The organism is Paraphotobacterium marinum, from assembly GCF_002216855.1.
GTDB lineage: Bacteria > Pseudomonadota > Gammaproteobacteria > Enterobacterales > Vibrionaceae > Paraphotobacterium > Paraphotobacterium marinum.
Map to the genome: position 1 here is coordinate 1,339,336 of NZ_CP022355.1, position 14,591 is coordinate 1,353,926.

Consider the following 14,591-nt stretch of genomic DNA (forward strand, 5'->3'; position numbering starts at 1 on the left):
AAGTCGATTAATAGTAAATTATCTATGGGTAACAAAAAATATGACTGTTTTAGATGCGTTTGTTCCGGTTGTTTTAAACAAAGTTTATAAACTTATTGAAGATAAAATAGAAAATCCAAGAAAAAAAATTATAAAAGTATTTGCTCAAAACTTGCTTGAGCAACTATCAGAAGATGATCTTAGAGTTAAAAATGAATATGATCTTTACGGTTCTATTTTAAGTTTGTGGCACCATATAGAGGAAGATAAAGATGACTCGATATCAGTTAAAGTTTTCAATCCTTCTGTAAATAAACATGGTTGGAAAAGTCCTCACACTATTGTTGAAATAGTATGTCCAGATAGAAAGTTTTTAGTTGAATCGATAAACATTACATTAAATAGACTTAAAATGAGCAACCATCTCATGATGCATGGTCCTTACAATATTGAAAGAGATAAACATGACGAAATAATAGGTGCATGTGGTGATAAGGGAAGCTTAACTACAGTATTTCATATTGAAGTTGACAGACTAGAAAGTGAGAAAGAACTTAAAAAATTATATCTAGAAATTAAACATGTTTTGAAAGATGTAAATTGTATTGTTTCTGACTGGAATCGTATGATTGATAAATTAAATCTTGTCGCTCGGTCGATCCCATCAGATGCTGATATACATGGATCACGAGAGATCAAAGAGTTTTTGGATTGGGTTGCTAATGATAACTTTACGTTAATGGGTTATCATTCTTTCGATATAATTAAAGTTGATGGAGATATAGAGTTACATCCATCTAAAGAAAAAGGGCTTGGTATATTAAGCCGTCAAAATATGTTAAGAAGTATTAAATTATCGGAGCTTCCTGCTTCTGCTCTCGATGAAGCCAGAAAGTCTAAGCTTTTGATTTTAACAAAAGCAAATCAAAAATCTCACATTCATCGACCTGCATATTTTGATTATATTGGAATTAAACGTTTTAATAATAAGGGTGAGGTAATTGGAGAGCATCGATTCATTGGCTTATATGGTGCTAATACTTATCATCAAACAGCTCTTTCCATACCTCTTATTAGAGATAAGGTAGAGAGAATTTTAAAGTCAAGTAAATATCCTGAGAACTCACATTCTTGGAAATCATTACTAAATATTTTAGAGTCCTATCCTAGAGATGAGTTAATACAAGCAACAGAAGATGAAATGCTTCGTGTTGGTCTTGGTGTAGTTCAAATGCAAGACAGAGACTTGTTGAGACTTTTTGTGAGAAGAGACCCCTTTGGAAGGTTTTTTTCGTGTATTATTTATATCAGAAAAGAAAGATATAACACAGATTTCAGAAATTTAACACAAGATTTATTTTCTCAATACTTTAATTCAACTCAAGATATAGAGTTCTCAGTTACTTTCACTGAAGGAGCTTTTGCAAGAACACACTTTATAGTAAGAGTTGAAGATAATAATTTCAATATAAATACAAAACTTTTAGAGCACAATTTAATGGAAATAGCATCAGCATGGGAAGATCGACTTCATGAATCATTAGTATCACACTTTGGAGAGACAACAGGTATACCTTTATCGAAAAAGTATATTAAGTCATTTCAGCGTTCTTATAAAGAGGCCTCTATGCCAGGAGCTGCACTTGCAGATATACAACAATTAGAAGCTTTAGATGAAAATAATCCTTTAGGAATGCTTTTCTATACACCTCAAGAAGAATCTTCAAATTCTAACTTTGTAAAACTGAAACTTTTTCATAAAAATGAACAAATTTATTTATCTGATGTCATGCCTATGTTGGAGAACTTAGGATTACGAGTGATTGGTGAAGCTCCTCATGAGGTTATGCGAGCTGATGGAGAGGTTTTTTGGATATTAGATTTTTCAATGCTTCACACAGGTTGTTCAGGTAATCAATTAAAAAGTTCAAAAGACCGATTTCAAGAAGCACTATATGATATTTGGTATGGTAAATTAGAAAATGATGGTTTTAATAAATTGGTATTATGTGCAGGATTGTCAGGAAGGCAAGTAACCATAATTAGAGCATTGGCTAGGTATATGCGACAAATTTCTTTTCCATTTAGTTTGAGATATATGGAAAGAACTCTCTCCAATTATCCTAAATTGACTCAGTTATTCATAAAAATATTTGATGGACGTTTTAATCCAAATGGAAGTTTAGAGCAGAGTGATCTTCATAAATTATATGAACAATTTGAACAACAACTCGAGGAAGTAGAAAGTCTGGATGATGATAGAATTTTTAGAAGATATATCGAAGTTATAAAAGCAGTCAAGAGAACTAACTTTTATCAAACTGATGCAAACCATGCTCATAAAGAAGGGCTATCCTTTAAAATAAAGTCAACAGAAATCACAGATATACCTCAACCAGCACCGCTTTTTGAAATTTATGTTTATTCTCCAGATATTGAAGGTGTACATTTGAGAGGTGGAAAAATCGCTCGCGGCGGATTAAGATGGTCTGATCGACAAGAGGACTTTAGAACTGAAGTATTGGGTCTTGTTAAGGCGCAACAAGTTAAAAATTCAGTTATTGTACCAGTTGGGGCAAAAGGTGGTTTCATTTGTAAGAAACAAGGCCAACTGAGCACTCGATTGGAAATTCTTAATGAAGCAAAACGCTGTTATTCTATTTTTATTCGTTCATTACTTGACATAACAGATAATATTATTAATAACAAATTAGTACCGCCTAAAGATGTTGTAAGACATGATGATGATGATTCTTATCTTGTAGTTGCCGCAGACAAAGGGACAGCAACTTTTTCTGACATAGCTAACTCTATTTCAGCTGAATACAATTTTTGGTTAGGTGATGCTTTTGCTTCTGGTGGGTCTAATGGTTATGATCATAAAAAAATGGGCATTACTGCAAAAGGTGCATGGGAGTCGGTAAAAAGACACTTTAGAGAAATAAATGTCGACTGCCAAAACCAAACATTTACTTGTATTGGAATTGGCGATATGGCAGGGGATGTGTTTGGTAATGGGATGCTCTTGTCAAAATATATAAAACTTAAGGCGGCCTTCAACCATTTACATATTTTTATAGATCCAAATCCTGACCATGAAGTTTCATGGGGTGAGAGAAATCGGTTATTTCAAATGAATCAATCTTCTTGGGAAGATTATGATAATAAATTAATATCCAAAGGCGGTGGCGTCTTTTCACGAAAGGCAAAATCTATTAAACTTAATAAGGAAATAAAAAAGCTTCTTAATACAGAGAGTGACAGCATTACACCAAACGAATTAATTAAATTAATTTTGAAAATGAATGTTGATTTATTATGGAACGGTGGGATTGGTACTTATGTTAAGTCATCCTTAGAATCGGATGCCTCGGTTGGTGATAGAGCTAATGATGCATTAAGAATTAATGGTAATGAACTCAATTGTAAAATTGTAGGAGAGGGTGGTAACTTAGGTCTTACTCAATTAGCTAGAATTGAATATGCTAAAAAAGGTGGTCGAGTAAATACTGATTTTATTGATAATGTTGGGGGTGTTGATACCTCTGATAACGAAGTAAACATAAAAGTACTTCTCAACTCATTGATACTTAATCAAGATCTTACTTTTAAGCAAAGAAACTCCTTGTTAGTTGATATGGAAGAACAAGTATTAGATATTGTCATCAATGATTCTTATACACAAAGTGAGTCTATATCAGTGACTGAGTATCAGGGAACAAAGCTTATTAAAGAGCAGATAAGATTCATACAAAGATTAGAGAGAGAAGGGAAACTTAATCGTGCTTTAGAGTATTTACCTGATGATGAATCACTTGAGGAAAGAAATAAGCTTGGCCAAAAATTAACTCGACCAGAGATTGCTGTTCTAATTGCATACGGTAAGATGATTCTAAAAGAAGAATTAACAACCAACGAAATTTTTGAAAACAACTTTTTGTCTAATCTATTGATTTCATATTTCCCCACTCAAATTAGTAAAAACTATAAAAAAGAAATATTGTGCCACCCATTAAAGAAAGAAATTATTGCGACCTGTTTAGCTAATGAAGTTTGTAATGAAATGGGTTTCAATTTCGTCACTCGTATGCAAGATGAAACAGGAGCAACATTTTCTGAAATTGTATGTGCCTATATCACAACACGCGAAATATTCAATTTTAAAGAAACTTTTGAGGAAATTAGAAAGTTAGATAATCAAGTTTCTGCAAATACTCAATATAAAATGCTTAAGTTGTCAAGAAGAATGCTTCGAAGAACAAGCCGTTGGTTTTTAAGAAATACCACCCGAAAATTTGATATTAAGAAGCAAATAGACTTCTATAAACCAGTTTATGATGACTTACTAAACAACTTAGATAACTATCTAGTGAAAGATGAGATAATTGAGCATAATGAAATGGCTGAGTCTTTCCATCGAGAAGGTGTTCCTATTAAACTTGCTCAAAAAATATCGAGATTAACCAGTATGTACTCTGTTCTTGATTTAGCTCAAATTTCGCAAGAATTGAAGGTTGATATCAGTTTGGCATCAAAAGTATATTTTGTGTTAGGTGCTCATTTATCTTTACATTGGTTTTTAAATCAAATTGTTAGCCAACCAGTTAAAAATCATTGGCAAGCAATGGCTAGAACTTCATTTCGTGAAGATTTAGATTGGCAACAAAGACAATTGACTGTAGGGGTTATTGAAATGATGCCAAAAGAACAAAGTATTCAAGATGCAATAGATGCATGGATACAAGTTAATTCTTCAGCCGTCAATAGATGGAATAGTGTTTTAACCGAATTTAAATTTGGGACAGTCCATGAGTTTGCTAAATTTTCTGTCGCACTAAGAGAGTTAATGTTATTGAGTTTAAATTGTAAAAATATAAACCCACTAAATTGTTTGAGGAAATAAGATGTTTTATCCAGTAATAAAAAATATTGCTTTCAATTTTGATCCTGAAAGAATACATGATTTAACAATATCAAGTCTTTCAAAAATTGGAAGTGGACCTTTATCATTTCTTATTTCTCAACATATACCAGAGCATGCTGTAGAGGTAATGGGTCTTAAATTTAAAAACCCCATTGGACTCGCTGCTGGTCTTGATAAGAACGGAGAGTGTATTGATGCTTTTTCAAAAATGGGTTTTGGTTTTCTTGAGGTTGGTACTGTAACACCAAAAGCCCAACCTGGAAATCCAAAACCAAGATTGTTTCGAATTAAAGATGCGGAAGCAATAATAAACCGTATGGGATTTAATAATAAAGGAGTGGATAATTTAATCGCTAATGTTATTAAATCAAATTATGACGGGATCCTAGGTATTAATATAGGTAAAAACAAGGATACTCCTCTAGAAAAGGGTAAAGACGATTACATTTCTTGTTTGAAGAAAGTTTATGATTATGCAAGTTATGTCACTGTCAATATTTCTTCTCCAAACACCCCTAATTTAAGAGATTTGCAATATGGACAGGCATTTGATGATTTGATTGAGTCTCTCAAAATGGAACAAATGAATCTTAACGAAGAATCTGGAAAATACGTTCCACTTGTAATTAAAATTGCACCAGATGTAAATGAGGATTATATTTCGTCAATTTCAAAAGTTTTGATCAAAAACAAGGTAGATGGTGTAATTGCAACAAATACGACTATAGACAAGTCACTTATTGAAGGTTTAGATTTTTCTAATGAAGAGGGTGGGTTGAGCGGAAGACCTCTATTAGACAAAAGTAACAAAATTATTTCAAGATTTTATATGGAATTGAAGGATGAAATTCCAATAATTGGTGTTGGTGGTATTGATGGTTCCGTTTCTGCGAAACAAAAAATTCAATCAGGAGCGAAATTAGTTCAATTATATTCATCTTTTATTTACCAGGGACCTTCAGTTTTGAAATCAGTAATAAAAGCTTTTTAAGTTTCCTCTTTTAATTTTTTTAAAAAACACTATAGTATCTCCATGATTGTAAAGAAGTGGAATACTATGGATAAGCCTCAGATTGATTGGAGTTGGAGCTTTAGAGATGAATTGAAATCACTAGTGCTCTTAAGCTCTGATAAAAGAGAATTTAAATTAAACTTATGTGAAAAAAATATAGGTCATTTATCTTTTGTAAATAGACAGTTTACGGTTGATGACGCTTCAAATTTTGATGAGTTTCATGATGCTATTTCTTGTTTTGAATATACAGATGATATTAAGTTTCATATTATTTTGCATGCAATAGCATGTAAAAACTTTCAAAAGCCCATGATGCCTAAAAGTTGGTTTTTTAAAGAGCAAGATCAGCCTTTGAGTCCACAAAATGCAGAAATTGTTACACTCACGTGTTTAGCAGGTGATACCTCAAGATTTTTAGTGATAGACTCTTCTGAGTCAGCTTCTTTATTGCTGTTAATCGAGCAAAAAGGCATACACTTAAATTCCAATAAAAGGTTGGAGTTCTGTGAATGTATTAAAGTAATGAATAATAGATTGAGGCTATTTATAAAAGAACCTAAAATAATGGATTTGGTTGGTTGATAGTACAATGAAATAATACTAATTAAGCGGGAAAAACCAACAAAAATCGTGATCCATGTCACGTTTTTTGTTGGTTTTTTTTTCAAAGATAGTCTAATTTTTTAATTTTTTAATAATTTTTTCAATAAAAAATTCCTGCTTTTAAACAAGGTGTTAGTCACAGACTAACATCTTGTTTGTTTTCATATTGCTCAAATTTTATTTGTTTACTATAGGAAACAATTTAATTTAATATTGTTATAAGTCTTTTTGATATATAATTAATGAAATTTTTTTGGGGTTTTATAATTATGCAAAAATATATTGCAATAGTTGCACATGGTCTAGAACAGCTAGTTTTTGATGAAATAAAGATTCTCGGTGGACAGAGTATAAATATTGTTTTTGCTGGTGTAACTTTTGAAGCAGAAAATAGTATAGCTTATGAGTTATGCCTATCTAGCAAATTTGCTTCTAGAATTGTACAAATTTTAGCAGTAGGGACAGTAAAAAATGATAAAGACTTATATGATTTATCCTATTCGTTATCATGGGAAAAATATTTGATAGTAGAAACTCCTTTGTAATTGATTTTAAGGGCACAAACAAATCAATAAATAACAGTTATTATGGTGCGTTGAAGTTAAAGGATAGTATTGCTGACAGGTTTTTAAACATACAAAATGAACCTATAAACGTTGATAAAGAAAACCCTGACTTTAGAATCCATGCTAGATTAATCAAAAATGAAGTGACCATTGGGTTTGATTTGTGTGGCGAACCGCTTCATCAGAGGGGGTATCGTTCAGAAAGTGGGATTGCTCCTCTAAGAGAAACACATGCAGCTGCTTTAATTGAGAAGTCAAAATGGGATGTAGAACAGTTTTTAATGGATCCGATGTGCGGTTCAGGAACAATATTGATAGAGGCTGCACTTCAAAAAAAGAACATACCTGTAAACTTTTTTAGAAAAAAATGGGGATTTCAATTTTTAAAAAATTTTGACAGTAATGTTTTTATCAATGTAAAAGAAAATTTAAAAAAATCATTTAAAAATAACTTCGAAGAAAAATCTATTATTGGTTTTGATTCTTCTTCAAAAGTAATAAACATAGCAAAAAAAAATGCAAGAATTGCACAAGTCTCAGATATTATTGAATTTAAGGTACAAAATATCGATGATTTAGAATCAATACCTCATTTTAACAATGGAATAATTATATCTAATCCACCGTATGGTGAAAGAATGGGGTCTCACACTGACTTAATTAAACTTTATACTAAACTAGGTTCAAAATTAAAAATGTTTTTCGGGGGATCAAATGCCTTTATTTATTCATCAAACGAAGAATTATTAAACTGTTTAGGAATGAGGGCATTTAAAAGCTTTAAACTTAGAAACGGAAAACTTGATTGTATTTTGAAGTCATATTCGATAAAAGCTCGAGAGTATGAAGAATATAACGAGGGTACTTCAGATAATAATGCGAACTTAAATATTGCAATAGATTTTCAAAATAGATTAAAGAAGAATATTAAATTAATTTCTAAGTGGGCAAAAAGTGAAAATGTACATGCCTATAGAATTTATGATGCTGATTTACCTGATTATAAAGTTGCGATAGATAAATATAATGATTATTTCGTTGTACAAGAGTATGCGGCTCCTAAAAAAATAGATGAAAAAAAAGCAAAAAGAAGGCTTACAGACATCTTAAGAGTTTTGATGGAAGTTACTAATTCTGATCCTAATAAAATATGTCTAAAACATAGAGAAAGAAAGTCTGGAAAAAGTCAATACGAAAAAATTTCATCAAACAATAACTTTATGAATATATCAGAAAATAACTTAAAGTTTATGGTTAATTTACATGATTATCTTGATACTGGTATTTTTTTAGATCATCGTAAAACAAGACAACTAATTTACAAAATGTCTGCAAACAAAGATGTTTTGAATCTTTTTGCATACACCGGTTCAGCCTCAGTATATGCTGCTGCAGGTAAAGCAAAATCTGTTGTCACGGTAGATATGTCTAAAACATACTTAGATTGGTCAAAAAGTAATATGAAATTGAATGGTTTTATTGGGAGTCAATATAAATTTGAGAATGCAAACTGCATGTTATGGCTTCAAAAAAATACTATGAAATTTGATTTTATTTTTATTGATCCACCAACATTTTCAAATTCCAAGAAAATGGAAAATACGTTTGAAGTAGAAAGAGATCATGTGGATTTATTATTATTAGCATCTAATTGTTTGAAACAAGATGGAGTTATACTTTTTACAAATAATAAAAGAAACTTTAAGTTAAATAATGAATTACTTAATAGTAATGGTTTATCTGCTAAGGAAATTACTAATTCTACAATACCTGAAGACTTTAAAAGAAATAAAAAAATACATAATAGTTGGTTATTAAATTTTAAATAAAAGGATATCATTATCGTGTCATTAATACGGTTGCAATCAGCTCATTTAGCATTTGGTGATGCGCCATTGCTAAACTCAGAAGAACTAAATATCTATTCTAAAGAAAGATTATGTCTTGTTGGTAGAAACGGCTCAGGGAAATCCACATTATTAAAAGTTTTAATGGAAGAAATTAAACTTGATGACGGTAAATTAGAAAAACAACAAGGAATAAAATTATCTAAGTTAGAGCAAGATCCACCTCAAAGCATTGATACTTCCGCTTATGACTTTGTATCAGATGGTTTATCAGAAATTGGTAGGTTGTTATCGAAATATCATAATTTAATTACTAATACTAAGGACATAGACGTTTCCAATTTAGATAAGTTGCAATCTCAAATTGATGCTAAAGATGGTTGGTCAATTGATTATAGAATTAAATCTATCCTAGAGTCTCTAAATATAAACCCAGATCTTAATTTGAAAAATTTATCAGGGGGGTGGAAGAGAAAACTTGCTTTAGCAAAGGCTTTAGTCTCTGAACCAGACATCTTATTATTAGATGAGCCTACTAATCATCTGGATATTGAAACAATTTCTTGGCTTGAAAGTTTCTTGCTTAAGTTTAAAGGTGCGATTGTATTTATTTCTCATGATAGAACATTTATATCCAAATTGGCCACAAGAATTGTTGATTTAGATAGGGGTAACTTATCTTCTTGGCCGGGAAATTATGATGAGTATTTAGCAGGTAAGGAGGATGCTTTAAGAATTGAGCAAGAAAAAAATGCTCTCTTTGATAAGAGGCTAGCCCAAGAAGAAGTTTGGATTAGACAAGGAATTAAAGCCAGAAGAACAAGAAATGAAGGTCGTGTTAGAAGATTAAAAGCTTTAAGAGGTGAATTTAAAGAAAGAAGGAAAGTGCAAAGCAATGTCAACTTTACTGTTCTTGAAGCATTACAGAGTGGTAAGATTATTTATGAAGTAGAAAATGTTAATGTTTCAATTAGTGATAAAGTAGTTATTAAAGACTTTTCTTGTTTAATTAGTCGTGGCGATAAAATTGCTTTAGTTGGTAAGAATGGCTCAGGTAAAAGTACATTAATTAAATTACTAATGGGACAAGTCAAAGACTTCGAAGGGAAAATAAAAGTCGGTACTAATCAAAGTATTGCTTATTTTGATCAATACAGAGAACAATTAGATACAAGTAAAACTGTTATTGAAAATTTGGCTGATGGAAAACAAGAAATTACTATCGCAGGTAAAACTAGACATGCACTTGGTTACTTACAAGATTTCATGTTTACACCTAAGAGAGCACTTTCCCCAGTTAGTATTTTGTCAGGAGGCGAAAAAAATAGGCTTTTATTGGCTAAATTGTTTACAAAACCTAGTAATATTATTATTTTAGATGAACCAACAAATGACCTTGATATTGAGACATTAGAGTTACTCGAAGATTTGATTTTAAAATATGATGGCACAGTTATTATTGTTAGTCATGATAGATACTTTTTGGATAATACAGTGACTTCAACTTGGTTTTTTGATGGAAAAGGGCATATTTCAATGTATCCTGGTGGTTATTCCGATGCATATCATCAATTTTCTCATATTTATAATAAACAAAAACAGCCTTCATCAGATTCAAATATTTCTAACAATATAGTGAAAAAGAAAAAAAGCAATAATGTCAAAACTAAGCTATCATATAAAGAACAAAAAGAGTTAGAAGAGCTGCCTAAGTTAATTGAAGAACTTGAATTTAATCAAGGGCGATTACAAAATGAAATCAACTCTCCTGATTTTTTTTCTCTACCAAGTGAGCAAACCAAAAGTACACTTGATGAGCTAAAAAAATAGACCAAGACCTAGATAATACTTATAAACGATGGGAGGAACTTGAAAGCTTAAAAGAAAGCTTGGAAAAGGGTTAGGCATTTATTTTTAAATTAGTTCCAACTAAATTTAAAAACTATAATTCCATAATAATATTTATAAAATGAGAATCTGGTTATTGCTTTTTTTTAAAAAATGGTGCAATTTATAAATTGTGTTAGTGTAAAGAGGTGAATAGTATGAAGAGACAAAAAAGAGATAAAATGGATAGAGCACATCAAAGAGGATACCAAGCTGGACTTAATAACCACTCCGCTGAAAGTTGCCCTTATCAATCACTGAATGCTAAGGAGCAGTGGTTAGGTGGTTGGAGAACCGCAAAAAACCACATTGTATAAATTTCACGTTATGAAGCTCTGTGAGCCTCATTAAAATATTTCTAACGGATGGTTAAAAAGCAGAAGGATCTGAAAATAAACCAACTTTGAGATCTTTTGCAACATAAATTTCTTTATCGTCAGCTAAAACTCTACCATCAGCCACTCCCATAATTAGTTTTCTGTTTATCAGTCTTCTAATTTGAATGTCATAAGTTACTTTTTTAACATTAGGTAAAACTTGACCAGAAAATTTAACCTCACCGACACCTAAGGCTCTTCCTTTTCCAACACCCCCATGCCAACCTAGATAAAATCCAAGTAATTGCCACATAGCATCTAGACCAAGACAACCCGGCATCACTGGATCACCTTTAAAGTGACAGTCAAAAAACCATAACCCTGGATTAATGTCTAATTCGGCTAAAATTTCACCTTTACCATATAGACCTCCATCTTTAGTTATTTTTTCTATACGATCGATCATTAACATGTTATCTAAGGGTAATTGGGGGCCTTGTTTTCCAAACAGCTCACCTCTACCTGCTTGAACCAGCTCTTCATAACTAAATGAATTTTTGTTTGTAAGCATAATTTTTTCCTATTTTGCCTATATTTTAAAATATATATTAATTTAAATTTTGTCTAAAAAAAAACGTTTTATTTTACTAAATATTGATTTTTTTATATTTGAGTCATCTAATCTATGTTCAATTAGTGAAATTATACCAACATTATTTTTGCTATCTTCTAAGTTTTTATCAAATAGGAGTTGTGTTGCATCAGAAACATTATCAACTAACCATATATTAAATAACTTATCATCTATTGCTTGTTGTACATCATTTCTGAGACAAACATTTTTTTTATTATTATAAGGTATAATTACACCATGCTCACCATTAAGATTTGTATCTTTACAAATATCATAAAAGGATTCAATTTTTTCATTTATACCACCCACAGGACAAACTTTCCCAAATTGGTCAATGGCTCCAGTAACTGCAATATTCTGCTTAAGAGGAATATCACTTAAAGAGCTTAATAATACGCATAACCCAGCCAAAGAAGCACTATCACCATCAATTTCATCATGAGATTGTTCAATTGTAAATGAAATATTAAAAGGAAGTGGCAGGTTTTGATTAAGAATATTACTTAAGAAAAAATTTATTATCAACATACCTTTTTGATGTATATTTCCAGCTAGATCAGCCTTATGGTCTATATCAATTATTTCTCCTTCACCATGAGATATTACTGAAGATATTCTCATTGGTTCACCTATACTCTTTGGATAACCATTTACATCAATAATAGACAGACCATTGATTTGTCCAACTTTGGTACCTTCCGTTTCGATTAAAATTTGATTATTTTTAAAATCTTCTTTCAGTAAATCAACCAAATGTGCTTCTTGTTGTGTTTTTTTGGAAATGAATAATGATATAGTTTCCTCATCAATAAAATTTGATGTTCTACAAACACTTATTTCTGATAATATATTTTTAAGCCAAGAAATATCCAATAATAAGTGGTTTAAGTCACCAGTTTTTCTCCAAATTATTTTTAAAAACTCTTGATAAGCACTTAAGTCATTAAATTTAGGGAAGCTATATGTCTCAATCAAATAAGAAATAAAGTCAAAATATTTTTGGTGGTTACCTTGATTGATTAGAAATATTGAATTTATTGATGAATACATATAATTTTCATAAGTATTTTGTTGCTCTAAATTATCGAGTAAGCTGAAATCATTCATAGTACCCACTAAAATAAATTTGATCTTAAAAGAAGTGTTACGATCATTTAAGTACGAATGAAATAATTGTTTTTCAACAATACTTTTAAATTTTAACCACTCTGATTTTGAGAAGTTTTCAAAAGTCACAGCTGGTATAATTACAATGCGATCTGTAAAACGTTCAAACACGCTCAATATTTGAGGATGGTCTTCTATATCATTGCCATGATATCCAAGCAGTTCATTTTTTAGAATAGATGAAAATATAAGGGGTCTGAAAGTGGTTTTCTTTTCGTCTAGCAAATTACTCAATAAATTTAAATTATCTTCATTTGGAGAAGCATTTATTCTAAGAAATTTATGAAAATTGTTTTCTAATACAAAAGAATCTATTGCCGATGAAAGGTTACTATAAATATCAATTAAAATGTTAGAGTCTGTTTTTTTATCTAACGTTATATCTTTAAAAATATTATTTTTGTTGATTTTGGTATATTTATGAATCATTTTTATCTTAAAAGATTTTTTTGTGGCCGACATTATAGAACATAATACTTAATATATATAGATCAATTATAAATTTAGTTATATTTCACAATTTAATAATGTTGTGTGGTATTTTATATTGTTGTTAGATACACTGTAACTATGTTTTTATTAAATCTTTTGGGCTTTTGAATGAAGTATGAAAAAATGAGGAAATAGAAATTCTTTGGATTAAAGATTATTGCAAAAAAAAATATTATGAAAAGGTAATACTGACGAATTCAACGGATAATGAAATCATTCATGATATTTTTACTAGAATAAATAATGCTAAAAATTATAAAAACTTAAAAAACATTATCCGAGAAAGTTTTAATAGTAATTCACAATTAAAATTAGAGCAGGCTATTAGAGCAAAGAGAAAAAGATTTTATGATGCACAAAACCAACATACAAAAAAGAAATCAATTGATTTAGAATATGCCGTTTGGAGGAAGTTATCTGATAAGTCAGTCGAATTAGGCTCGAGCTTATCTGAAACTATTGAATATCTTATTTCTGAAACAAATAAAAAAACTAAAGTCAGCAAAAAGTTTAAAGATATCAAAAAAGATCTTAACCATCTTTTAAATCTTTAAAAAGATGTAAGTTTATGTAAATTTGGTAAATTTTTGTAAATGATATTGAAAAATTTATTTAAGTAAATAATATGTTACTTACATTTTAATTAAGGAATTAAATAAATGAAAAAATTATTACTCAGCAGCTTTATTGTCTTAGGTATTTTTTCCAGTTCAGTATTTGCCGTTCAAATAAATAAAGTTGTTAAGCATAGATGGGATGGCCCCGTTCATGAAAAGATTATAAAAACTAAGAAATGCTGGCCACATCGAGGTTACTGTAAGATTAAAAAAGAGTTATTTATTTAAATCGTGATTGGGGTGATAAAGTCACAGTACGCCATGTAGATTATTAATGAGGAAATAACTTGATGTTAAAATTAACTTTTCCATTGATCGTATTAATTATGTTAGTGGGCTGTTCTGCAAATCCTTATGATGTTCAGCAGCCACCAGATAGAACTGTGAGGACTGTTAAATTTAAATGGAGTGGTAATATACATAAGAAAATTATAAAAGATAGACAGTGTTGGGATGATTATTGTCAAACAACAAAAAGAACAGTTTATCTTAACAGGGATTGGCCAGACGACGTAAGAGTCATGAATTAAATACAGTTAGCAG

General features: G+C 30.4%; 9 protein-coding genes and 2 pseudogenes. 9 read left to right on the forward strand and 2 right to left on the reverse strand.

Annotated elements, in window-relative coordinates:
- Positions 1-40 precede the first annotated feature (40 nt).
- From CF386_RS06930 to rmf, 6 genes and pseudogenes are all read left to right on the forward strand, one after another.
- A complete protein-coding gene (locus CF386_RS06930) occupies positions 41-4,882 on the forward strand; it encodes an NAD-glutamate dehydrogenase (protein WP_089073656.1) in 4,842 nt (1,613 codons plus the stop codon).
- A 1-nt stretch (position 4,883) separates the two neighbouring features.
- A complete protein-coding gene (gene pyrD / locus CF386_RS06935) occupies positions 4,884-5,894 on the forward strand; it encodes a quinone-dependent dihydroorotate dehydrogenase (protein WP_089073657.1) in 1,011 nt (336 codons plus the stop codon).
- 66 nt (positions 5,895-5,960) lie between these two features.
- Positions 5,961-6,500 (forward strand): cell division protein ZapC domain-containing protein, encoded by a 540-nt coding sequence (locus tag CF386_RS06940; RefSeq protein ID WP_158522323.1) that lies wholly within the window; start codon positions 5,961-5,963, stop codon positions 6,498-6,500.
- A 290-nt stretch (positions 6,501-6,790) separates the two neighbouring features.
- Positions 6,791-8,916, forward strand: a pseudogene (rlmKL, locus tag CF386_RS06945) (bifunctional 23S rRNA (guanine(2069)-N(7))-methyltransferase RlmK/23S rRNA (guanine(2445)-N(2))-methyltransferase RlmL).
- Between the two features lie 15 nt (positions 8,917-8,931).
- Positions 8,932-10,838 (forward strand): annotated as a pseudogene (gene uup, locus CF386_RS06950) (ATP-binding cassette ATPase Uup).
- 141 nt (positions 10,839-10,979) lie between these two features.
- Positions 10,980-11,138 carry a ribosome modulation factor gene (rmf, locus tag CF386_RS06955; RefSeq protein WP_089073659.1) on the forward strand — a complete coding sequence of 53 codons (159 nt, stop codon included), beginning with the start codon at positions 10,980-10,982 and terminating at the stop codon, positions 11,136-11,138.
- Positions 11,139-11,190: 52 nt separating this feature from the next.
- Here rmf and fabA read toward each other — a convergent pair whose 3' ends face one another.
- Both fabA and CF386_RS06965 read right to left on the reverse strand, forming a co-directional pair.
- Entirely contained in the window at positions 11,191-11,709 is a 519-nt protein-coding gene (gene fabA, locus CF386_RS06960; protein WP_089073660.1) for a bifunctional 3-hydroxydecanoyl-ACP dehydratase/trans-2-decenoyl-ACP isomerase, read from the reverse strand.
- A 42-nt stretch (positions 11,710-11,751) separates the two neighbouring features.
- Positions 11,752-13,368, reverse strand: coding sequence for a S16 family serine protease (locus CF386_RS06965; RefSeq protein WP_158522324.1), 1,617 nt, complete (start codon positions 13,366-13,368; stop codon positions 11,752-11,754).
- Between the two features lie 200 nt (positions 13,369-13,568).
- Here CF386_RS06965 and CF386_RS06970 point away from each other — a divergent pair, with 200 nt between their 5' ends.
- From CF386_RS06970 to CF386_RS06980, 3 genes are all read left to right on the forward strand, one after another.
- Positions 13,569-13,985 (forward strand): Ter macrodomain-binding protein MatP, encoded by a 417-nt coding sequence (locus CF386_RS06970; RefSeq protein WP_225971754.1) that lies wholly within the window; start codon positions 13,569-13,571, stop codon positions 13,983-13,985.
- A gap of 105 nt (positions 13,986-14,090) precedes the next feature.
- Positions 14,091-14,276: a hypothetical protein gene (locus CF386_RS06975; RefSeq protein WP_089073662.1), complete on the forward strand. Its 186-nt coding sequence runs from the start codon at positions 14,091-14,093 to the stop codon at positions 14,274-14,276.
- Between the two features lie 62 nt (positions 14,277-14,338).
- The gene (locus CF386_RS06980; RefSeq protein WP_089073663.1) at positions 14,339-14,578 is read left to right on the forward strand and encodes a hypothetical protein; all 240 of its coding nucleotides are present in this window, start codon (positions 14,339-14,341) and stop codon (positions 14,576-14,578) included.
- Positions 14,579-14,591 lie beyond the last annotated feature (13 nt).